The organism is Spirosoma areae, from assembly GCF_054781775.1.
Window position 1 is genome coordinate 255,523 of the sequence record NZ_BAAGTT010000036.1, and the last position, 22,933, is coordinate 278,455.

The 22,933-nt window shown below is 52.6% G+C and carries 17 protein-coding genes; 7 read left to right on the plus strand and 10 right to left on the minus strand.

Features of this window, described 5'->3' with window-relative positions; genetic code table 11:
* Nucleotides 1-160 precede the first annotated feature (160 nt).
* From ACYVI1_RS22070 to ACYVI1_RS22095, 6 genes are all read left to right on the plus strand, one after another.
* Complete coding sequence (locus tag ACYVI1_RS22070; protein WP_460912980.1) at nt 161-1,324, plus strand: sensor histidine kinase; 1,164 nt, start codon at nt 161-163, stop codon at nt 1,322-1,324.
* Nucleotides 1,290-1,709, plus strand: coding sequence for a response regulator (locus tag ACYVI1_RS22075; protein WP_460912981.1), 420 nt, complete (start codon nt 1,290-1,292; stop codon nt 1,707-1,709). The genes ACYVI1_RS22070 and ACYVI1_RS22075 overlap by 35 nt, the downstream gene beginning before the upstream one ends.
* A 105-nt stretch (nt 1,710-1,814) precedes the next feature.
* Nucleotides 1,815-2,249 carry a ribose 5-phosphate isomerase B gene (gene rpiB / locus ACYVI1_RS22080; RefSeq protein WP_460912982.1) on the plus strand — a complete coding sequence of 145 codons (435 nt, stop codon included), beginning with the start codon at nt 1,815-1,817 and terminating at the stop codon, nt 2,247-2,249.
* A gap of 82 nt (nt 2,250-2,331) precedes the next feature.
* Entirely contained in the window at nt 2,332-4,113 is a 1,782-nt protein-coding gene (locus tag ACYVI1_RS22085; protein ID WP_460912983.1) for an ABC transporter ATP-binding protein, read from the plus strand.
* On the plus strand, nt 4,110-6,266 hold the full coding sequence (locus tag ACYVI1_RS22090; RefSeq protein ID WP_460912984.1) for an FUSC family protein: 2,157 nt from the start codon (nt 4,110-4,112) through the stop codon (nt 6,264-6,266). The genes ACYVI1_RS22085 and ACYVI1_RS22090 overlap by 4 nt, the downstream gene beginning before the upstream one ends.
* 134 nt (nt 6,267-6,400) lie before the next feature.
* Entirely contained in the window at nt 6,401-7,018 is a 618-nt protein-coding gene (locus ACYVI1_RS22095) for a 3'-5' exonuclease (RefSeq protein ID WP_460912985.1), read from the plus strand.
* A gap of 63 nt (nt 7,019-7,081) precedes the next feature.
* Here ACYVI1_RS22095 and ACYVI1_RS22100 read toward each other — a convergent pair whose 3' ends face one another.
* From ACYVI1_RS22100 to ACYVI1_RS22145, 10 genes are all read right to left on the minus strand, one after another.
* The gene (locus ACYVI1_RS22100; RefSeq protein ID WP_460912987.1) at nt 7,082-8,233 is read right to left on the minus strand and encodes a site-2 protease family protein; all 1,152 of its coding nucleotides are present in this window, start codon (nt 8,231-8,233) and stop codon (nt 7,082-7,084) included.
* 75 nt (nt 8,234-8,308) lie between these two features.
* Nucleotides 8,309-8,992 carry an HAD family hydrolase gene (locus ACYVI1_RS22105; protein ID WP_460912988.1) on the minus strand — a complete coding sequence of 228 codons (684 nt, stop codon included), beginning with the start codon at nt 8,990-8,992 and terminating at the stop codon, nt 8,309-8,311.
* Between the two features lie 307 nt (nt 8,993-9,299).
* Nucleotides 9,300-10,646: a Gfo/Idh/MocA family protein gene (locus ACYVI1_RS22110; protein ID WP_460912989.1), complete on the minus strand. Its 1,347-nt coding sequence runs from the start codon at nt 10,644-10,646 to the stop codon at nt 9,300-9,302.
* Nucleotides 10,647-10,656: 10 nt separating this feature from the next.
* On the minus strand, nt 10,657-11,373 hold the full coding sequence (locus ACYVI1_RS22115) for a 3-keto-disaccharide hydrolase (RefSeq protein WP_460912990.1): 717 nt from the start codon (nt 11,371-11,373) through the stop codon (nt 10,657-10,659).
* A 115-nt stretch (nt 11,374-11,488) separates the two neighbouring features.
* A complete protein-coding gene (locus tag ACYVI1_RS22120; RefSeq protein WP_460912991.1) occupies nt 11,489-12,997 on the minus strand; it encodes a RagB/SusD family nutrient uptake outer membrane protein in 1,509 nt (502 codons plus the stop codon).
* A 118-nt stretch (nt 12,998-13,115) separates the two neighbouring features.
* Nucleotides 13,116-16,544, minus strand: coding sequence for a SusC/RagA family TonB-linked outer membrane protein (locus tag ACYVI1_RS22125; protein ID WP_460912992.1), 3,429 nt, complete (start codon nt 16,542-16,544; stop codon nt 13,116-13,118).
* A 226-nt stretch (nt 16,545-16,770) separates the two neighbouring features.
* Entirely contained in the window at nt 16,771-17,859 is a 1,089-nt protein-coding gene (locus ACYVI1_RS22130; protein ID WP_460912993.1) for a FecR family protein, read from the minus strand.
* A gap of 12 nt (nt 17,860-17,871) precedes the next feature.
* Nucleotides 17,872-18,462: an RNA polymerase sigma factor gene (locus ACYVI1_RS22135; protein WP_460912994.1), complete on the minus strand. Its 591-nt coding sequence runs from the start codon at nt 18,460-18,462 to the stop codon at nt 17,872-17,874.
* Nucleotides 18,463-18,759: 297 nt separating this feature from the next.
* On the minus strand, nt 18,760-19,713 hold the full coding sequence (locus ACYVI1_RS22140) for an acetyl-CoA carboxylase carboxyltransferase subunit alpha (protein ID WP_460912995.1): 954 nt from the start codon (nt 19,711-19,713) through the stop codon (nt 18,760-18,762).
* 88 nt (nt 19,714-19,801) lie between these two features.
* A complete protein-coding gene (locus tag ACYVI1_RS22145; RefSeq protein WP_460912996.1) occupies nt 19,802-21,232 on the minus strand; it encodes an MBL fold metallo-hydrolase in 1,431 nt (476 codons plus the stop codon).
* 132 nt (nt 21,233-21,364) lie between these two features.
* Between ACYVI1_RS22145 and dacB the strand changes: the two genes are divergently transcribed.
* Nucleotides 21,365-22,927, plus strand: a complete 1,563-nt coding sequence (dacB, locus tag ACYVI1_RS22150) for a D-alanyl-D-alanine carboxypeptidase/D-alanyl-D-alanine endopeptidase (RefSeq protein ID WP_460912997.1) — start codon at nt 21,365-21,367, stop codon at nt 22,925-22,927.
* Nucleotides 22,928-22,933 lie beyond the last annotated feature (6 nt).

Sequence of the window (22,933 nt, forward strand, 5' to 3'; positions counted from 1 at the left end):
GGATTACCATTTGGCAATTGGTTTGTCGGGAATGCTGCTTTCCTGGCCCAAAAACCATTCCTGCGAACTTTTTTGGTCAGTCTGCCTGATGTTATTTCGTAGAGGACTTATCTTTATCGGTTAAAACTAAGTTTATCTCTGCCCGCTTCAGGAAAATTCTATGGAACAGGTAATCGAATTTTTTCGCCGTCTTACCGATACCAGCGATTGGCCACCGCGCTGGTTTTGTGGGCGCTGGACCGATTTTCACGGATGGCTTTACATCACGTCAGACCTGCTGATCTGGCTGGCCTACATGGTTATTCCCCTGGTTCTGATTCGCTATCTGTTCGTGAAAAAGGGCGTACCGCTGCCGGGCGTTTTCTGGCTTTTCGGCGCCTTTATTTTACTCTGCGGTCTCACCCACCTCCTTGATGCGGTGATCTTCTGGGTGCCCGTTTACCGCATCAGCGCCCTGATTCGTTTTCTGACGGGGGTGGTCTCGATTGCCACCGTCGTGGCTCTTTTCCGGTATTTCGACGAAGCCGTCGGCTTACGCACCTCTAAGGAATTTGAGCACGAACTGTCGTTCCGCCAGCAGGCTGTGCAGGAACTGACCCGGTCCAACGAAGAGTTGCAGCAGTTTGCTTATGTAGCCTCCCACGACCTCCAGTCGCCCCTGAAAACCATTTCCAATTACCTCACGCTGTTGCAGGGCAAATATACCGATCAACTGCCCCACGAAGCTCACAAACTCATTACGACCTCCACGAAGGCGGCCGAGCGAATGCGAATGTTGATTGGCGACCTGCTCGATTTTTCGCGCGTGGGCAGCGATGTCGCTTTCACGCAGGTGAACCTGAACCAGTTGGTTGCCGAAATTCTGGAAGAACAACAGACCGAGATCCGAACCAGTGGAGCCACCATCGACGCTGGCTCCCTGCCCACCATGACGGCTCATTACACGGACCTGAAACAAGTATTTCAGAACCTGATTGCCAACGGTCTTAAATACCGACGGCCAGCGGTGCCCCCGCATATCGTTATCCGGGCGGTCGAAGAACCCCATCAGGTTCGCTTTTCCGTTGGCGATAACGGCATTGGCATCGAGCGGCAGTACTTCGAGCGGGTGTTCCAGATTTTTCAGCGACTTCACGGACGGAATGAGTACTCGGGCACGGGCATCGGCCTGGCGACCTGCAAAAAAGTTGTCGATATTTACGGCGGCCAAATCTGGGTGGAGAGCACCGTTGGCGAAGGCACCACGTTCTATTTCACCATTCCCAAACACATTAAAACCTTACACCATTATGCTCAGACCCATTCGCTGCATTCTGCTGATTGACGACGACCCGGACGATAACTTTCTGCATCAGCTCGTTATCGACGATTCGGGCTTGTGCGATCAGGTTCGGGTAGCCCAAACAGGCCGGGATGCACTGCGGTATCTGAGCGACCCGAACCACCCCGAATATATCCGCCCGGATTTGATTCTGACGGATATAAAATTGCCGGGCATGACGGGTTTCGAGTTCCTGGAGCAGTACCGTCAATTCGATGACCAGCTTAAAAGCCGGTTTGGCGTATTGGTGCTGACAACGGCACTCACCCCCCGCGACGCGCAACAGGCTCCGTTGCTGCCCGACGTGAATGGCTACTTTATCAAACCGCTGACGACCGATATGCTCCAGACCATTGTCGATCAGTATGGCTTGGCGTTGACTAATTGAGCAACGTTTGACCCCTGCAGGGCGGTCTGCCGGTGCGGTCAGATAACTGCTGTAAACTAACTTTACCTTAGTCACTATACGTTTCTGTTTAATTCAATCTTCGACATGAAAATTGCCATTGGCTCCGACCACGCCGGTTTCCGCTACAAAGAAGCCATCAAACAGTTCCTCATCAGCCTCGGGCACGAGGTCATCGACAAAGGCACCTATGCCGAAAGTCCATCGGTCGATTACCCGGTTTATATCCGGCCCGTTGCCGAAGCCGTTGCCGCCGGTGCGGTGGAGCGGGGGGTGGTGCTGGGGGGGTCGGGCAACGGCGAAGCCATTGCGGCCAACCGCGTGAGGGGCGTTCGGTGTGGGCTATGCTGGAATGAAGAATCGGCCCGGCTGTGCCGGCAGCACAACGACGCCAACGTGATCTCGATTGGCGAACGGATGATGTCGGAAGAAACCGCCCTGAAACTAATTCAAATCTGGCTCGATACGCCCTTTGAGGGTGGTCGCCACCTCACCCGCATTCAGCAGTTGGACACGTATTAATGGATAATGGATAATGAATAATACGAAACGCATACGCTACCATCGATCAATTCATTATCCATAGTCATTATCCATTACGCTTATGCCCATTCTCTGGAACTACCTGAAACCTTATCGCTGGCTGGCTGTACTGGCGCTGTTGCTGGCGGGTGTTGCCCAGATTCTGGCCCTGGTAGACCCTATCATTTTCGGGAAACTTATCGACGAATACGCCACCAATCCGGGTCAGAAAACCGAAACTGAAAAAGTCAGAGGGGTTCTGTATCTGCTGGCCATTGCCGTTGGCGTAGCCATTTTAGCAAACGTGACCAAAGCGTTTCAGGAATACGCAACGCGGCTGGTTGTTCAGAAGTTTGGCACCGACATCTTCAACGACGGGCTGAAACAAACCCTGCGGCTTTCCTACCAGGAATTTGGCGATCAGAGCAGTGGCGCCACGCTGTCCATTCTGCAAAAGGTCCGTACCGACACCGAGAAGTTCATCAACTCCTTCGTGAATGTACTGTTTTCGTCCGTCGTGGGCATGGGGTTTTTGATCTGGTATGCCGTTACCAAACACTGGGCCCTGGTGCCGGTGTTTCTGATTGGTGTGTTGCTGCTGGGGGGCCTGACGGGTCTGCTCAGTAAACAAATCAAAACAACTCAACGGTCCATCAACCGCGAAACGGCCCTGCTGTCGGGGGTGATCACCGAATCGCTGCGGAACATTGAGCTGATCAAAAGTTTAGGCCTGACGTTCCCGGAAATCCGGCGGTTGAAGGAGCAAACGGGTCGTATTTTTGAGCTGGAGATGTTCAAAGTCCGGCGCGTTCGGCTGCTGTCGTTCTGGCAAAGCACAACCCTGAACGTGCTGAAACAGTCCGTTCTCTTTACGCTGCTGTGGCTGATTTTCCGCCATGTGCTGAGTACCGGTGAGCTTATTTCGATGCAGTTTATATCGGTCGCTATTTTTAATCCCCTCCAGGAATTAGGCAACATTATTCTGGCCTACCGGGAAGCCGAAGCGGGCCTGAGCAGCTTCGGAAAATTGATGGAGAGGCCCATCGAGCGGAATCCGGATTCGCCCATAGAGATTGGCCCATTGGAGCGGCTTCGGTTCGACGATGTCGTCTTTCGGCACAACGGGGCGGGTCAGAATGCGATTGATGGTGTCTCGTTCGACGCGGCTCTGGGCGACACCATCGCGTTTGTTGGCCCTTCAGGTTCGGGCAAATCCACCATGGTCAAGTTGCTGGTTGGGCTGTACCGGCCCGTGGGTGGCGAAATTTATTACAACGACATTTCCACAAAAGACATTCGGTTTAACCCGATGCGCCGGCAAATCGGCTTCGTCACCCAGGACACGCATTTGTTTTCGGGAAGCATCCGCGAAAACCTGCTGTTCGCCAAACCCGACGCCACCGAAGCTGAGATGCTCGATGCCTTAGACAAAGCAGCCTGCGATCATCTGCTGGCCCGCTCCGAAAAAGGGCTTGACACTCAAATTGGCGAAGGGGGGCTTAAAATGTCGGGCGGGGAAAAACAACGGCTCTCCATTGCGCGCGCCTTAGTCCGGCACCCACGGCTGCTGATCTTCGACGAAGCGACCTCGGCCCTCGATTCACTCACGGAAGAAGAAATTACCGCCACCGTTCGGCAGGTATCGGCCCTGAACGAGCAGATTACGATTTTGATTGCCCATCGGCTTTCCACGATTTTACACGCCAACACGATTTTTGTGCTCGAAAAAGGGAAGATTGTTGAAACGGGCAGTCATGATGCGCTGCTTGTGCAAAAAGGGCTTTATTATGCCATGTGGCGGCAACAGATTGGCGAACGCAAACCGGAACCGGTTCGGGGTGTTAATCCAAACGTTCCGGTATGACCAATCGCACCCGGCAAATCAGCTATTTTCTGTCGAGCCAGTATTTCTCCGACGGGTTTCGTATCACGCTGTCAATCCTGCTGCCGTCGTTGCTGCTGGCGCAGGTTGGTCAGTTGCCAGTTGGCATGGCAATGTCGCTGGGGGCGCTCACGGCCAGTCTTAGCGATGCCCCCGGTCCGGTCATGCACCGGCGCAACGGCATGGTTATCACGGTGCTCATTACGTTTCTGGTGACGCTCATTACGGGTTTTGTTCGGACGAACGCCTACCTGCTCGGGCTGGAAATTCTGCTGTTTGGGTTTCTCTTCTCTATGTTCGCCATTTGGGGAAACCGGGCCACATCAATCGGCACGGCGGCTCTGCTCATTATGATTCTGATGCTCGACCGCCCGCTCGATGCGGCTGGCGTGGTGCGCGAAAGCAGCCTGGTGCTGGCCGGGGGCGTTTGGTACACGGCCATCAGCCTGCTGGTATCACAACTGCAACCCTACCGACTGGCTCAGCAGGCCCTGGGTCAGTGCATTCATGAAATCGCCAGGCTGATGGCGATTAAAGCCGATTTCTATACGTTGTCTACATCGCTGGATGACAATTACCGGCGGCTGATTGCCCAGCAGGTGGTGGTGAGCGAAAAACAGGATGCTGTGCGCGAGGTGCTCTACAAAAGTCGGCAAATCGTAACCGAGTCAACCCGAACGGGCCAGTTATTACTGCTGACGTTCTCGGATGTGGTCGACCTGTATGAGCAGATCATCGCCATGTATTATGACTATGCCGCTATCCGCGCGCGGTTCGACCAGACCGACGTTCTCGACACCATTGCCCAACTGATTCGCCGGCTGTCGGGCGAACTTGACCATATGGGCCTGGCCATCCAGTCGCCGGTGCCGTTTCATCAACCTGTTGATCTGACCCCCCGCTTAGAGGTGCTCAAACGCCAGATCGACGCCCTGGGCGACCAGGAAGGCAATACCTTAGTGCTCAAAAAAATAGTAGTGAATCTGCGTACACTGAATCAGCGAATGGCGACCCTCCAAAACAACCTGACGCAGACCATTGTCAATCCGGGACGGAGCCAGACTATGGAGTTTGGCCGGTTCGTATCGCACCTGGAAATTGACCTGAAATCCCTGCAGGATAATCTAACCTTCGACTCATCGGTGTTTCGGCATTCGATCCGGGTAGCCATAGCCATGCTGCTTGGGTTTATCCTGACCAAAGCCATCGACTATGGACATCATAGTTACTGGGTTTTGCTGACCATTGCGGTTATTCTGAAACCGGCTTTCAGCCTGACCCGACAGCGCAATACGGAACGAATTGCGGGAACACTGGCCGGGGGTATTGCAGGCCTACTGATTCTGACGTTTATTCCTAACAAAACCGTGCATTTCGCCTTCATGGTTCTGTTTATGCTGGGCACCTATAGTGCGCTGCGAATCAACTACATCGTGATGGTTCTTTGCGTAACTCCGTTTGTCCTGATTCTATTCAGCTTTCTGGGCGTCAGCTACGTAGGGGTGGCCGAAGAACGACTGCTGGATACCCTGCTGGGCGGTTTTATTGCGCTGGTAGCGGGGTATCTGCTCTTTCCGCAGTGGGAGTCGGGACAATTGGCCAAACCTATGACCGATGTGCTGAAAGCCAACCTGCGCTATGTACAGGTGCTGTTTGAGAGCCTGTCGGGTAAGCCAATACAGGTTGTCGATTACAAACTCGCCCGTAAAGAAGTGTATGTCTCCTCGGCCAACATGGCGGCTGCCTTCGAGCGGATGGTGTCGGAGCCTAAACACAAGCAGCGCAACGAGAAACTGATTTATGAATTTGTCGTCCTGAACCACATTCTGTCGGCTAACGTGGCGACGATTATTTCGGCCCGGCTGGCAAGCGAACCGCAAGCCTGCCCCACCCCACTGCTGCGCCCTGTTAAACGGGCGTTGTTCGCGCTGACCGAAAGTCTGGGTCGGTTGGGTGACACAACGAATAAAGTTACTGGTGAGCCGGTCAGCTCAGGTATGGCCATGCCGAATCTACCCGATGATCCACTGCTAACCGACCAGTTGGCATTTATTCAGCAGGTTAGCAGCGATATTGGAAAGTTAGTGGAACGGATAAACAAAAAATCCCCGGCACCTTCCGGTACCAGGGATTAAAAGCAGACACACAGGTAAAACGCATAATGTATGCGAAAGATTGCACGGTTGAAAAATTAGTCAATAGTTTTTCAACAAATTAACAAAATTTACTTAGTGTGACCCATCATAACCCATTAAAAACTTTTCATCTAATGCCCTATTTAGTACTTGACCTCGAGATGACCGGTCCGGAGCCGGATTACAACGAAATTATTCAGATAGGAGCCGTGCTGTTCGATGAGGCCTGGGTCGAAAAAGGCCGTTACCTGACCAATGTGTATCCAGAGAATAAGGAAGCCTTTTCGTCATCGTCCGAAAAAATTCATAACCTGTCGCTGGCCGATCTGGAGGATGCCCCCATGATGTATGACGTGCTGCCCGAACTGGAAGAGTGGATTTGTACCGAATTGGGGTTGCGGGTGCCGAAGGGTCAGTTGGACCGAACTCCGTTTTTGCGGGATGTAATTATCTGCGGGCAAAGCGTCATCAATGACATCAACTTTCTGAAGGAAGCCTATCGCTACGAGAAGCTCAAATGGCCCTATTCCCGCGTCTTGCTCGACTTGCATACGCTGGCTTATTTCACCTTTCGGGTGCTGAAAGCCAATGGCCGCAAGGTTCCCGACCGGCTAAGCCTGACAGCCATAGCCAGTTATTTTGGTTTTGCCCGCGAAGACGGGTTTCATAATGCGCTGGAAGATGCCGTACTCACAGCTCAGTGTTTGAAAGAAGTGTTTACGCTGAGCGACGGTTTCAGACTTAACGAGTGAAATCGGACCGCCGAAGCGGAGCGAAGACCATCCAGCACGGCTTTCACTCTTTCGCTCGTTAATTTATCCTAACAAAAACGGGCGCGGGCTGAAACACAGTACAAACACAATCAACGCAATCCAGCCCAGCACCTGACGCTTCAGATCTAAGCGTTCTTCCAGTTCAGTTGGGGGGTGGTAAACACCCAGGAATCGCCCTAATACGAAGGCAAATACCAGAAAACCAGAGTAGCCCTCAACCTGTGGCTGCCACCAGGATACCACCAATTGGGCAGCTACAACACTCAGAGTGACGAGCAGCGATGTCATCCGGGTTTCACTGATTCGCGAAAACGTCAGGAATAAAAAGGCGACGTACAGCGCAAAATAGCCTAACTCCGTAAAAAATGCTTCGTCGGAGGGCACCGCAAAATCGGCAGGCTTATAAATTCCCAGCCCGGCATAGAAAACAAACCCGATAAACAAAACCGGGGCTACCCACCGGAATCGCTTAGGCCCAATCAGCCCGTAGAGAATATGTCCGCCATCCAACTGCCCAATAGGAATCAGGTTAAGGGAGGTAAAAAACAAGGCCAGATACCCCGCCAGCAGGTAGGGGTAATGAACCATCTCGTAAGGATGCGGCACACGGGCTGGGTCAGCTACGTAGGTTTTGAAGAAGGAAAACAACAGATTGTCGCCCAGACCAAAGGCCCCACCCGGTGGCAGATTCTGATAGGCATACCTGCCATAGTCGAGGCCCCACTTTTGGTAGTCGGGGTGAATGGTAAAAATAAATTCCGGGGGCGGCAGGTGCGTAAAGCCGTACCAGAGCACAACCAACGCCAGGACAAACCCGGCCAACGGCCCGGCAATGCCAATGTCGAAGTATTTCCGGCGGCTACTGATAAAATCCTGAATACGGATAAACGCGCCTAAGGTGCCGATACTCTGCCCAATACCAAACCACAGTGGAATATAATAGGGCAGCGTAACCCGAACCCGGTTCGCCTTCGCCGTGAGGTAATGGCCAAATTCATGCACGGTCAGGATCGCCAGAAACGGCACCGAAAACTGAAACCCGGCCACAAACTCCGCCCAGCCGAGCGGTTCCATGCCTTCAAACGGAATAAATAACCGCCCAAACATCCATTCAGCGCCAGACAGGGTAGTTGTGATGAGGGTAATCAAAAAAAGACCTCCATGCAGGAGGTACGTGCGAGTGCGTGGGGTCATAATGAATAATGGATAATGAATACTGTAAAATGGATAATGCCTACACAGTACAGGCACCCATTTTTACAGTATCCATTATACATTTTCTAAATAATTCAGAATTGTCATAGGTGGCTGCACATGTACGGCCTGAATACCTAACTCGGCAGCGGCCCGGATGTTCGCGGCATTGTCATCGAAAAAGGCCGTTTCTTCGGCAACCAGACCGGCTTCGGTCAGCACATACTGATAAATTTCGAGAGAAGGTTTTTTCAGTCGAACCTCGTAGGAATAGAAAACGCGCTCGAAGAGTTCCTCCAGAGTGGGCTGGTTCATGGCCGTCAGCACCTGGTTGACTCTACGGATATGAATCGGGCTGGTATTACTTAGCAGGAACAGGCGGTGGGTCTGTTTCAACTCCGTAAGCCGCTCTACCCGCTCAACGGGCAAGTCGAGCAAAACCGTATTCCAGGCGGTGTCGATCACTTCATCGGCCCAGCGGTCCGACCGGGCTGCCAATGTGGTTTCGCTATCCGATCCGTCGTACTGGTTGTGCAGCACCCGCCGGATGTGATTCCGAAAAGCATCATCGTCGATCAGGCCCGTTTCGTAATGATTGAAAATGTCGTGCTGCTGCCAGATGGCCCGAACTTCCTCTTCGGACAGGTTCGCCAGCATCGCGAAATTACGGACGGGGGCGGTCAGGTCAATCGGGATAATGACATCGCCGAGGTCGAAAATGAGGTTTTTAAGCGGTAATTTGTTGGATATGGACTCCATGTGTGGGGGAGGTTCGAGCCTTATAGGAACCGGGAGCCAAAGATAAGGTTAGATTCGCAGACAAACGGGAAAGGCACTGGCAAAGTTGACAGCGAAGAACGTCGGCCTGATTCTGGAGACCGACGTATGGGTCAAAACAACGGTATTCACGGCCCGCAGGGTACGAAAAAAATGCCCTCTCCAGGCAACCTGGAGAGGGCATTCTGTAATATATGTGTGAACTCGACCTGCGTAAAATCAGAATCTATCAATTCTACTGCCTCTGGTTCATATGGTCGAAATCCAGAAAAAGCAATCTCATCCTAACTTAAACTTTCGGCTCCCAGCCTTTTTCGTAATCGCGCCCCCAGAGTTTTTGAGCCTCTTTATCGTCGATGATATGGCCGTTTTGGGGATCAACCTTTAAGTCCCGGCCAACGCGCCAGGCAATATTCCCCAATTGCATGGCGACCACGCTCTTGTAGCCCAGTTCAACATCGCAGTTAGGACGGCGGTTGTTTTTGAGGGCGTCCAGAAAGTCCGCTACGTGGAGGCTATCCATCCCTAAGCTGGGACTGGCCGTGTTTCGCCCCTGCATATCGCTTTCCGCCACCGGGGGCTTCACATCCTTAACCAGCTTACCATCCAGGTCATACACCTTGTAACTGTCGCCACCCGTGTCCAGGCTGCCGTTTTCGCCGTAGAAAATAATGCCTCGGTCCAGCCCTTCAATTTTCCGGCCGTTTGAGCTTCTGCTTTCCCACATCAGCGACACCCGACCCGGATAATCCATGATAACAACCTGCGTATCGGGCGTTTCCCAGTCGTCTTTAAATTCATACCGGCCACCAACAGAACTGACCCGCGTCGGAAAATCGACTCCAAGTCCCCAGCGGGCTACATCAACCTCGTGGGTGCCGTTGTTGAGGGCTTCGCCGGTGCCCCAATGCCAGAACCAATGCCAGTCGTAGTGAATCAGCCCTTCTTTGTAGGGCATTCGGGGTGCCGGCCCCTGCCATAACTCATAATCCAGCCAGGAAGGCACCGTGCCGGGTTTCAGGTTCGTTGCTTTGCGCTTGTTGGTGTACCAGGTTTTGGCCAGGTACACCCGCCCAATGATGCCTTTATGCAATTCCTCGATGCCCTGCGTCAGGGTAGGAGCCGACCGCCGTTGCGCCCCCATCTGCACCACCCTGTTGTACTTACGGGCGGCTGCAATGGCCATCTCGCCTTCGCGGGGATTGTGACTCAACGGTTTCTCGACGTAGACGTGTTTGCCCGCCTGACAGCCCATAATCGCCAGCGGAGCGTGCCAGTGGTCGGGCGTAGCGATGTAGATGGCGTCGATGGATTTATCCTCCAGCACCTTCCGGCAGTCTTTTTCAGACTTGGGCGTCAGCGTCTGTTTGGTTTTCAGAATGGTTTGAACGGCTCTTGGAATGGCCCGCTCGTCGACATCGCAGACGGTGCCCACCTCGGCATTTTTCTGACCGGCAAACGTGCCGCTCATGCTGTTTCCCCGGCTGTTGACCCCAATGGTCGCTACCCGAACCAGTTCGTTGGCGCCAATAATCCGGTTGTAACTTTTGGCACTGAATCCAAAAGTGGACCCGCCCATCGCCATACCCACCGAACCGGCGGCTACTTTCTTCATAAAATCGCGTCTGTCTTGCATGAAATTGACCTTATAAGGCTTTGATTTTAATGTTTCTGAACGAGACCTCGTGGCCGTGTTCCTGCAACAGGATATGGCCTTTTTCGACCGTTCCGAAGGCAGGCATTACCTTGTTGAATTTGCTTCCGGCAACCGCTTCGGTAAACGATTGCGCCCCCCGCGTAAATTCCAGAATTTTTACCCCGTTGAGCCAGTGTTCAACCTTGTTGTCTTTGGCCATAATGCGTACTGTGTTCCATTGGCCTGGCTCATTCACCTTTTTCAGCGACGCATCAGGCGGTATTGCATCATAAAAAGAACCCGTCAGGTGATTGGCCTTCTTGTTGTCCTCTGCTAATTTGTCGTCCAGAATCTGGTATTCCATACCCAGATTGCCACCCGTTTCGTACTTCGTGTAGAAATACTTGACGCCACTATTACCCGCCGGTTCCAGGTTATAGTCGAGCATCAAATCAAAATCAGCGTATTGGTTTACACTGATAATATCACCGCCTTTAGCCCCTTTCTTCGCGGTGAGCGTTCTGTTTTGAATCACCCAGCCAGCGGGAACCGGCTTGCCGCCGGAGGTTGTCCAGCCGGTAGTGCTGCTGCCATCGAACAGAAGCACCCAACCGTCTTTTTTCTCGTTGGGAGTCAACGTGTTCATCTGTTGAGAAAACACGGCGGCTGGCAGCATTAGCCAGGCCAGCAAAAAATGTGAACGTAAACGCACTGTGGGTAATTTCATGAGAAGCTGTCTAAAAATAGTGTACAACCGGCCCGAAAATACCCGCTGAACGGGGCTTAGTCTGAGGGTGAGCAAAGCCCCCTTCAGGGGGGTATTTTCAGCTAATTTATGTGCGTTAATAACCAGGATTTTGCTTGATTTTTTCGGGATTAGACTGAATCACCTGCAACGGAATCGGGAACAGGAGCATGTTGTCGCTCCAGGCCGAGGGATTGAATCCGGTTTGTTCTTTCTGCTCCTGAATCATTACTTCTTTGGCCCGCTCGGTTCGGACCAAGTCGAACCAGCGGTGGTTTTCAAAGGCCAGTTCAACGCGCCGTTCTTTTTCGATAGCCAGCAAAAACGGAGCGCCTGAACTAAAAGGCGCGTAATCAGGCAATATACCCGGCGCGGCACCCGTGCTGTTTCTGGCCCGCTGCCGAATTTTGTTGAGATACGTTAGGGCAACATCCGGCTGTTTGGCCTGCCGCACCAGCGCTTCGGCGTAGAGTAGATAAATGTCAGCTAAGCGCAGTTCAATCCAGTTGTTGTCGTTATCGGAACCCGCGAACGACACATCGTAATATTTCTTCACGTATTTCTCGTTGACGGCTTTGTTGCCCGGTATGGCCACGTAGCCATCACTCATGGAAATGGCCTTGCGGGGGTCGCCGGGTTCATAGGCGCTGGAGATGCTCGGTGTTGGGGCGTTGAACCCACCCTTATCGCCCACCAGAACAACTTCTTTGTTGGAGAAACGGGGGGCAAAATCATTGTTCCAGGGGCTGCCCGTGCTGGTTCCGCCTTTCTTGTACTGCACTTCAAACAACGACTCGCTGCTGTTTTTCTTAGTAACGTCGAACAGCGTTTTGTAATCGGGAACGAGCGAGTATTGTGGCGTATTGATAACCTCCAGGGCTTTGGCTTCAGCCAGCGCATAATAAGGCGCTCCCTTTTTGAGCGGATAACCGGCCATTGTTATGTATACTTTTGCCAGCAGCCCTTTGGCCCCGCCAAGCGTCACCCGTCCTTTGTCGACTGTTGCGTAGCTGGCGGGGAGATTCGCTTCCGCAAATTTCAGGTCGTCAACGATATAATCATAAATCTCCGGCGCTGGCGCCCTGCCCAGTGTGTACGCTTCGCTAACGGATACCTGCTTCTCGACCTTCGGCACATCGCCATAAACCCGTACTAACCAGAAATACATCAGCGCCCGGATGAATTTTGCCTCGGCTTTGTACTGCTCTTTGAGTTTAGGGTCTTTGAACGGAACGGCGTCGATTTTGTCCAGCACGATATTCGACCGAAGAATTGTATTGTAGGCGTTGTTCCAGACCGTGAGCACAAAGCCGTTATCTGACAGCAGCACATCCCCGAAGTTGTCGATGGACGTCATGTCTTTGGAGTTGCCCGGCACCCACGAAAAGGTCGTATTATCCGAACGAACTTCGCCCATGTAAATAAACACCTGGTTGTACAGTGCCCGCAGGGATGCGTAGGGCGACATCACCGCCTGATTCATATCCTGCTCGGTTTTGTAGAAGGTGCCAGCGTTCATTTCCGAAATGGGCTGGAGGTCAATAAATTCTTTTCCGCAGGAGAAAGAGGCCAACGTGAGTATAGCCAGTATAAGTAATCGTTTCATGTTCTGGAGAGTTCAGTAAATGATAATGAATAATGAATAATGAATAATGAATAATGAATAATGAATAATGGCTGGTAATCAGAAGTAGTTCATTGTCCATTATTCATTATTCATTTAGTTAAAACGTTACGTTAAGACCCGCAATGAGGGTGCGGGCCGAAGGGTAGCCTAAGTAATCACCACCGCGCGATAAACCGCCCCCTTCGCTGCTCGTTTCGGGGTCGTAACCCGGATATTTCGTGAAAGTGTACAGATTCTGGCCCGTAACATAAATTCGTAACCCTTTGACCCGCAGGTATTTCGCAATGCCGCTATCGAAAGAGTACCCCAGCGATACGTTTCGGATACGCATAAACGAACCATCTTCCACCCAGTAGCTCGACGGCTCTTTTTGTAGGCCTTTAGGGTCGCGGTTGGCCCGGAGAATATCGCCCGACCCCAGCTCCGTTTCAGAACGCCAGCGGTTGTTTAATTTGACAAGCCCGTTGCGGTCGCCATGATAGATGCCGACCATCCGGTTAAAGAAACTAAACAGTTTGGCCCCCTGCGACCCGGTCAACTGAATGTTGAGATCGAAGCCTTTGTAGGAGAAATCATTGCTGAAGCCAAAGATAAAGTTAGGCTGATTGTTGCCGAGGAACGTTTTGTCATCCGCCGTGATTTTTCCATCTTTATTGACATCCACGTAGCGGGGGTCGCCGGGGAAGTCGTTGGCTAAATGCGGAGCCGCATCCAGTTCGGCCTGATTTCTAAAGACACCGTCGTACTGGTAGCCGTAAAATGTCGCGATGGGCTGACCAATGGTCGTGATAAACGTATTGCCCGCGCTGGGCGCGCCCGCGTAAATAGGCCGCTGGTCGGGGCCGAGGGCCAGCACTGTGTTTTTATTAAAAGAACTAGTAAAATCGGTCGACCATTTAAAGGCGCCGACTGTATTGCGCGTCCTGAGCAGGTATTCCATGCCTTTGTTCTCAATCTGGCCGATGTTCTGAAGCTGGGTGCCGTAGCCCGTCAGGGTCGGCACGGGCACGTTGAGCAGTAAATCGACCGAGCGGCTGTTGTAGAAGTCGGCCTCAACCCGAATCCGTTCGTTCAGCAGGCCCAGGTCGAAGCCAATGTTCCACTGCCGGGTTTTTTCCCAGCCCAGGTCAGGATTCGGGTAATTAATCGGGCTAACGGCATTGACCAGCCCATTATTGAGGACATTATAGCCGGTGCTGGTGCGGGCAATGGCATCATAATCCCCAATTCGGTTGTTGCCCACTAAGCCCCAACTGCCCCGTAGTTTCAGGTCGCTAATCGGGCGAACGTTTCGCATAAACGATTCGCTGCTGACCCGCCAGCCCGCCGAAACGGAGGGGAATGTACCCCATTTATTGTTGGCCCCAAACCGAGACGACCCATCGGTTCGGATACTGGCCGTAAACAGGTATTTGTCGTCGTAGGCATAATTAAACCGGCCTAAATACGAAATCAGGGAGTACTGGTTTTCTGTGTTGGTGCCACCCACAATCTGCCCCGCGCTCAAGGTACGAACCACATCGTTCGGAAAGTTCTGGGCATTTACCCGGGCAAATTCACCATATGATTTTTGGGTCGTATAGCCCGCCAGCAGGTTGATTGTGTGTTTGGTAAACAGAGTTTTGCTGTAATTCAGCGTCTGCTCCACGAGCCAGTCCCGGGCCATCGTCGTTTCGTTGCGGGCATCGGCGGTTTTAGGCGCGCGGGAGCCATCAGTATCCACAAACGAAGGCCGGTAGTATTTAAGCCGCTGATTTTCGAGCGAGCCGTTCAGACTTATTTTGTAGGTCAGGCCATCCAGGAGTTCGTACTGAGCATAGCCCGAAGCGATAAGACCGTTTCGGGAGGTGTAGTTGGTAATGTTTTCAGCAATGCCGACCGGATTGGCCACGTCGCCCGCCCAGATTTCGGAATTACGCACCTGCGAACCGTAGGTGCCATCGGCGTTTCGGAGCGGGTAGATAGGAGGCAAATAAAGTGAGTAGGCCAGGGGGCTGTCTTTTCCGTTATCAACACTGTTGTTTTCGGAGTAATAGCCACTGATGGTCACACCGACCTCCAGTTTTTTACTCAGGTTCGAGGTGATACTCGACCGCAGGTTGTAGCGTTTGTAATCGCTGTTGATCTGAATACCCTGCTGGTTCGTATAGCTGCCCGAAACCGCATACCGTGTTTTGTCGACGCCCCCCGTTACGGACAGTTCATGGCGCTGGGTAGGGGCCGTTCTGAAAATTTGATCCTGCCAGTTATTATCCGGGAAATTGTTGGGGTCATTAAAATTTTCGGGGATGACGTAGAAACTGGAGTTGGTGTATTTTTCCCGGATGGCGTTGGGGTCATTGATCGTGTGCGGAGCATCGCCGGGCAGCGCTGCACGGTCTAACCAGGCCTGGTTATGCCCATCTTTGAAAAACTGAAGGTACTCGCGGGTGTTCATGACGGCTATTTTTTTGGCCACCTGCTGCACCCCATAAAACGTGTTGAAGGAAATGGCAGGAGCGCCAATTTTGCCTTTTTTGGTCGTCACGATAACGACCCCATTGGCCCCGCGCGAACCATAAATCGCCGTCGACGAGGCATCTTTCAATACCTGAATACTTTCAATATCAGACGGGTTGACAAGCGAAAAGGCGCTGCCATCAATCGGATAGCCGTCGATGACATAGAGCGGATTACTGCCTGCAGCAATAGACCCCGTGCCCCGTACCCGGATGGTTAAGCCTTCGCCCCCGGGGGCGCCATTGGTTTGCTGCACCTGCACACCCGCCATTTGCCCCACTAAGGCTTCTCCGTAGGATACAGCAGCACGGCTCCTGAGTTTATCCGCCGAGATGGTGGCAATAGCGCCCGTCAGGTCGGCTTTCTTTTGAGTACCGTAGCCCACAACAACCACCTCGTTCAGCGATTTGTTGTCCGTTTTCAGGGAAATGGTAAAAACCGTCTGGTTGTTGACCGCAATCTCCTGCGGCTCATAGCCAACGTAGGAAAACACCAGCACCGATTTCAGGTCGGGCACGGAAAGCCGGAACATGCCGGCGGCATCGGTCGACGTTCCCCGGCTCGTTCCTTTTACGACCACACTCACCCCCGGCAGCGCCTGACCAGCTTCATCGGAAACAGTACCGGTAACGGGCTGGTCGGCAACACTGAATAAGATTCCCTGCCCACTCAGCAGACGCAGGGAAGCCTCCGGCTCAGCCGGTTGCGGAATCGGGCTGATGATTATCTGCCGGCCCACGACCTCATAACGGAGCCGGAGTGGCTTGACCATCTTATTCAGTACATCGCCCAGGGCTTCGTTCGAAGCAATGATAGTCGTTTTGTGGTCATATGGAATGAGCCGGGGCCGAAAGGCAAAGCGGATGTTGGTTTGATTTTCGATTTCTTTGAACACCCTGCGTAAGCCCTGATTTTCAAGCCGGAAGCTTATCCGCTTCGTCAGGATTTCCTGGGCTGTGGCATCGAAAGCCAGCGAAACGCCCGAGAAAATCAGGGTTAGAAGTGCCTGTACCAGCGTGAGTTTCATGAGGTAAAAGAGGGTTTGACCTGGTATTGGTTTTTTCATTAGCTTTAAGTGTTTTTGTTAATTTTTAGACAAAAAAGCCCCTGCGTCCAGAATGGGATGATTCACTGACCAAAAGCATGGGGGTGTTGGCATCAGTCGTGTTACGAGCACGGCTGGTGCTTTTTTCAGGAATACTCCTTAGCGGCTCGGCATATCAGATCGTTGGTTGTTAGAGAGTTAGAAGCAATTAATTCCCGGTAAGGCACCCTTTGCTGTAGATGACAATCTGGGCATCAATGAGTTTATACTGCGCGTCAAGTACTTTGCAGATGACGTTTAATTTCTGAAAAAGGTCTTCGTCGTTAAGACTCAGGGTCAATGTACAGTGCTGCATCACTTCTTCGTCAAAAATGACATCGACGCCATAGGCCCGCTCAATGGCCCCAAACACGCGGGCTACGGGGGCATCATCAAAGACAAACAATTGCAGTTCTTTTTTAGGAATGAGCAGGCTGGGGCTTTCAACCAATAGCTTGTCGAGTGTGGCGGCATCGCGGTGAAAAACGGCTTTCTGGTTGGGTGTCAGCACCATCCCTTTCGATTCGGGGTCATGTACCCGGCTGGGTTGGTTGGGGTAGACCGAAACCCGCCCAGTCTTCACATCCACCGTCACCGTCGACGCATCGGTCGGTGCATTAATCCGAAAACTTGTTCCCAATACTTTGGTCACTAAGCCATTGGCATACACCACAAAGGGCTTCTTTGGGTTCTTTTTAACGCAAAAGAAAGCATCTCCTGTCAGATAGACTTCCCGCTGAGCACCCGCCAGCTCCGTCCGGTAGCGCAGCCGCGCCCCCCGCTGCAGGTTAACCCGGCTGCCATCAGCCAGTTGAATCTGCATGATCTGATTCGCTTCGTTGAGGGTTTCGGTCCACTCACTACCGGCCTGAGTCAGCACTTTTCTGGGCGTCTGGCTGCTCTTTAGTTGCTGCCTCCCCAACCACCCGGCCCCCAGAAGTAGAAGCACGACGGCTACCGCCTGCCAGCCCCGCTGCCCCGTCAGCCAGCGCACAACCGGAACCGGGCGTGACTGCTCCAGGGTGTGTTCGATTTTATGCCAGATGGTTTCGACCCTGTGTGCCTGTCCGGGTTGCGGCTGAATTTCCCGAAGTCCGGTTATCAATTGCCGGGCTTCCTCCACCTGGTAATACCGCTCAGGGTACTCGTTTAAGAACTGCGTCCAGAAGTCTTCTGTATCGGACGTAGGCGTGCAGACCCACTCCTTAAAATAATCGTCGGCCGCCAGGTCTTCTGCGTTGAATTGATAATAGTTCATAGTGTTGTATCCTTAAAAACCAGCCAATCCTACCCACAACAGACCCACCGATACAATCCGAACGACTTCGCGGAGCGTTTTGAGGGCTGCGTAAATGAACCGGCAGGCAGACTGGTAGTTGACGCCCATAATCTGGGCGATTTCCTCGTTGGTGAAGTGTTGATAAAAACGCAGGTTCAGGGCCTCCTGCTGGCGGGAAGTCAGCAGCGCAAAACTCTTGCGAAGCTGCTGGTGCATGCGTTGGGTCTCCTCTCCTTCGATGAGATTATTCTCGATAATAAAATCATCGACCGGCATGGGCACGGCGTTAATGTCTGATGCCTGGAAGAATAAATCCCGGCTGCGAGTTTTGGTAATTTTATTCCGCAGCGACCGGAACAGGTAAAACCGGATTGAGTCGGTATCGCTCAGGTTGGCCCGACTTTGCCACAACTCGATAAACAGATCGTGGATACTATCCTCGATGAGAGGCACATCATTCGTTACTTTATAGCCGTAGTTCAGCAAATCGCGGGCGTATAATCGATAAATCTGCTGAAAGGCCATCTGGTCTCCCTGACGAAAAGCGTACCACAGGTCAGTATGGATCAGGGCGGACGGCACAGCGTATATTGGATTAATTAGAATAGACACGCCTGATTGTATCCAGTCAGAAGTTGGCTGGCCCAACCAAAGCGCACGTATATACTAATGGCACTTTTGATCGTTTTTAATCCTTTTTTTCTAAAAATAGTTGAAAAAGCACCTCCACTTCCTCCATAAGCCAACGCTGAGCCGGGTTTAGCTGCAATTCCGGTCAGGTGAAGCAGGTTGTCTACATAAGAAAAGCCGCTAAGCAGAACTCAGCGGCTTTTTTTGCCCCGAACAGGAAACCCCACCGGCGGCCCGGTTGAAACAACTTTATTCCAGCACAATACCCATGTCGCAAAACTTCTCAATGCGCTGGTCAATGCGTTTCTGCGGGTCGAGGGCGCTTAGCTCGGCAATTGTGTTGAGAATGACCGTTTTCAGGTGATTAGCCATTTGCTGATGGTCATTATGAGCGCCACCGAGCGGTTCCTCGACGATTTCGTCTACCAGTTTGTTCCGCTTCATATCGCGGGCGGTCAGCTTCATGGCTTCGGCGGCCTGTTCTTTAAAATCCCAGCTTCGCCAGAGAATTGTGGAGCAGTTTTCGGGCGAGATAACCGAATACCAGGTATTTTCGAGCATCAGTACTTTATCGCCAATGGCAATGCCCAGCGCACCGCCCGATGCGCCTTCGCCGATGATGATGCAGATGACCGGCACCGTCAGCATGAACATCTCTTTCAGGTTGCGGGCAATGGCTTCGCCCTGCCCGCGCTCTTCGGCTTCCAGACCCGGATAGGCGCCCGGCGTGTCGATCATAGTGATGATGGGCTTATTAAATTTCTCGGCTAATTTCATCAGCCGCAGCGCCTTACGATAGCCTTCGGGGTTGGGCATCCCGAAGTTGCGGTACTGTCGCTGCTTGGTGTTGCGGCCTTTTTGCTGCCCAATAATCATCACCGTCTGGCCGTCTAATTCGCAAAAACCGCCCACCATTGCCGGGTCATCGCGAACGGTGCGGTCGCCATGCAGTTCGATGAACTGGTCGCACATGAGCGAAATGTAATCGAGCGTATAGGGCCGGTCGGGATGGCGTGATAGCTGAACCCGCTGCCAGCGCGTGAGGTTCTGGAAAATCTCCCGGCGCAGTTTATCGATGCTCTGCTCCAGAATCAAAACGGCTTCGCTCACATCAACCTTGCTGGTTTGGGCCAACCGTTTGGTTTCTTCCAGCCGCGCTTCGAGGTCGGCAATGGGTTTCTCAAAATCGAGGTATGTTCTCATTCAATGATGAATTATGAATTATGAATTATGAATGACTCACTACAAGACATTACTCATAACTCATCATTCATAATTCATAATTCATCATTTATAAGTCAAAGCGTTCGCCTTTTTTCGGGATAATCACTTGCGGGTAACCATCTTCGGCCAGAGTCGCCTTGAAGGATTCCATGCTCTCATATTCGCCATGCACTAAGTAAACGCATTTGAGCGTTTCGGGCGATTGCATCCCCACAAAATTAAGCAGGTCATTGCGGTCGCCGTGCCCGCTAAACACGTCAATCTTTTCGATATTGGCCAGTACCTGATGGTCTTGCCCCTTAATACTCAGGGTTTGCTGTCCATTCAGCAGCCGCCAGCCAAGCGTTCCTTCGGCACAATAACCGATAATGAGGATGGTGGCGTAGGGATTGCTGATGTTTTCGGCAACGTGGTACTCCACCCGACCGCCCTGTACCATACCCGACGAGGAGATGATGATGCACGGTTCGCCGTAGTTCGAAACAGCTTTACTGGCTTTCGACGATTCCAGAAACTGGAAATTCTGAAAATCGAACAGTGTTTCGTTTTCCTTATAAAACTCTTTGGCTTCGCCACTCAGCATTTTTACGTGCTGCAGGTAAATCTTGGAACTCTCAAACGCCATCGGGCTATCCGAAAAGACCCGGATTGGTGGAAAATCGCGCTCGGTATAGAGCCGGTTAAGGGTGTACAGCAGCGCCTGAGTTCGGCCAACGCTGAACGACGGAATAATGAGCCGCCCCGGAATGTCAATGCACGTCCGCTGAATAATATCGGCCAGAGCATCTTCGGGCGACATATGGTGTTCGTGAAGCCGGTTACCATACGTGCTTTCGCAGATTAAGTAATCGACCGGTGGCACGGGCGCGGGGTCGACTAAGAGCGGGTAATTTTTCCGGCCAATATCGCCCGAAAAGCAGATGCTTTTGCGCTCGCCATTTTCCATCACGTTAATCACGATGTGCGCTGCGCCCAGCAAATGCCCCGCCGGAATAAACGTGACATCGACGCCATCGGCCACCCTGAACTTTCGGTTGAAGGCAATGGGCACCACGTTTTCCATCGCATCGCGGACCTGTTTATCCAGAAACAAATCTTTCTGCATCTGCGACTGCCGTTCTTTCACCCGCAACTTCTTGCTGGCATTCAGTTCGTTGATGCGTTTTTGGTTCAGCGAAGCGGCATCTTTGAGCAGCACATTGGTGAGTGCGAAGGTGGGTTCGGTGCACAGAATCTGCCCCTCGTAGCCTTCGCGAAACAGATTGGGCAAGTTGCCCGAATGGTCAATGTGGGCGTGGGTCAGCAACACCAGATTGATGGCTGAAGCCTCAAACGGAAAAAATCCCGGATGAGTAACGACGGGGGCCGTCTGACCGTTCGAACTGGAGCGCTCCAGATCGGAACCACAGTCAATCAGGATGCGGTAATCATCCTCCAGCTCCAGCAGATACATACTACCGGTTACCTGCCGGGCCGCCCCCAGAAATGATAATTTCATGCGTACAACGTTAACTATTCAGTGTCGTGTATTTGATGTCTTGAGATGGATGGACAACGCAGATCGGGTGGCGCCAATTTCGTAAGTTTGCAAAAGTACGAAATACCGCCCGAATCGCCTAACTGTTTCCAAATGCACTTTATACCCCGTTTTTCAGCCTGTTTAGGCCTCAGTCTACTTACCAGTTTGTGGGCCTGTCTGGTTTCGTTAAGCGCTTATTCGCAGGAGCAGCGACCGCCCGACTCGCTGGCTACCCAGCATTTGATCAACCTGGTCGAAGCGTTTCAGGCTGGCCCGGCGGTCCGCTTTGGCACGGTCGCCCTGTCGGTTCGGCGGGTACGCGACGGGGAAGAACTCATTGGCTATAACGCCCGAATGAGCCTGCCCTCGGCCTCGACGCTGAAACTTATTACAACGGCAACGGCATTGGTCGTGCTCGGCAGCAACTATACCTACACCACAACCCTGGAGTATGATGGAACTATTCAGGACAGTGTGCTCACGGGTAACCTCTACATTCGCGGCACAGGCGACCCTTCGCTGGGTAGCTGGCGTTTTGCGAATTACGATGATTTACCTGCGCTGATCAAAAGCTGGTCGGAGGCCGTTCGGGCAGCCGGCATCCGCCGAATTCAGGGCATGGTCGTGGGCGATGCCAGTCTGTACGACGACCTAACAACCCCCGATTCCTGGCCATTCAGCGATTTGGGCAATTATTACGGCGCCAGCCTGAGCGCGCTGAATATCAATGAGAACCTGTACCGTATTTTCTTCAGACCGGGCAAATCGGTTGGCACAGCCGCTACTGTCCTGCGGACTGATCCGCTCCTGCCCTACCTGACGTTTCGCAATACGGTTACAACCGACGCGGCCAACACCGGCGATCAGGTGAACATTTATGGGGCGCCCTTTATGAACCAGCAATGGCTGACGGGGAAAGTGCCGCTTGGCGAACCAGCCAATGAATTCAGCGTGAAAGGTGCCCTGCCCGACCCGGCTTATTTTGCGGCCAACGCCCTCCAGAATCAACTCATTCAGGCGAATGTAACCATCAGCGGCCCGCCCGTTTCGGTGGGTGGCGGTTCATCGACAAGCGTAGTGTCAGCGGGTAAACGAACCGTATTAAATCAGAACAAGTCCGCAACGTTGATTGACTTAGTGCAGCAAACAAACTTTCAGAGCATTAACCTGTACGCTGAAGCCCTGCTCCGGACAACGGCACTGGCCCTGAATAAAAGCGTCCGGTCGACGGAAGCCAGTTTAACCGTGCTCACTGACTTCTGGAAGAATAAGGGGGCCAATGTAGAGGGCTTTCGAATTCGGGATGGCAGCGGCTTATCAACCGTGGGCGCGCTCACCGCCGACAACATGACCGGTATATTGAGTGCGATGGGCCGGGAAAACGCATTTCCGTTATTCTACGAAACAATTCCGGTGGTAGGCCAGACCGGTACGGTGCGAAGCCTGGCACGGGGAACCCCCGCAGCGGGCAATATTCGAGCCAAGAGCGGCTCCATTGAGGGCGTTAGGGCCTATGCGGGCTACTTCACCGCTTCCGATGGCGAACCAATGAGCTTCTGCCTATTGGTCAACAAATTCACCCCCGGCCAGAACCGGGTCGTCACGAGCGGGCTGGAAAAGATTTTTGTGGGACTGGTGGGGTTGCAGGGCAAGAGCGAAAGAGTGAAAGAGTGAAGGGCT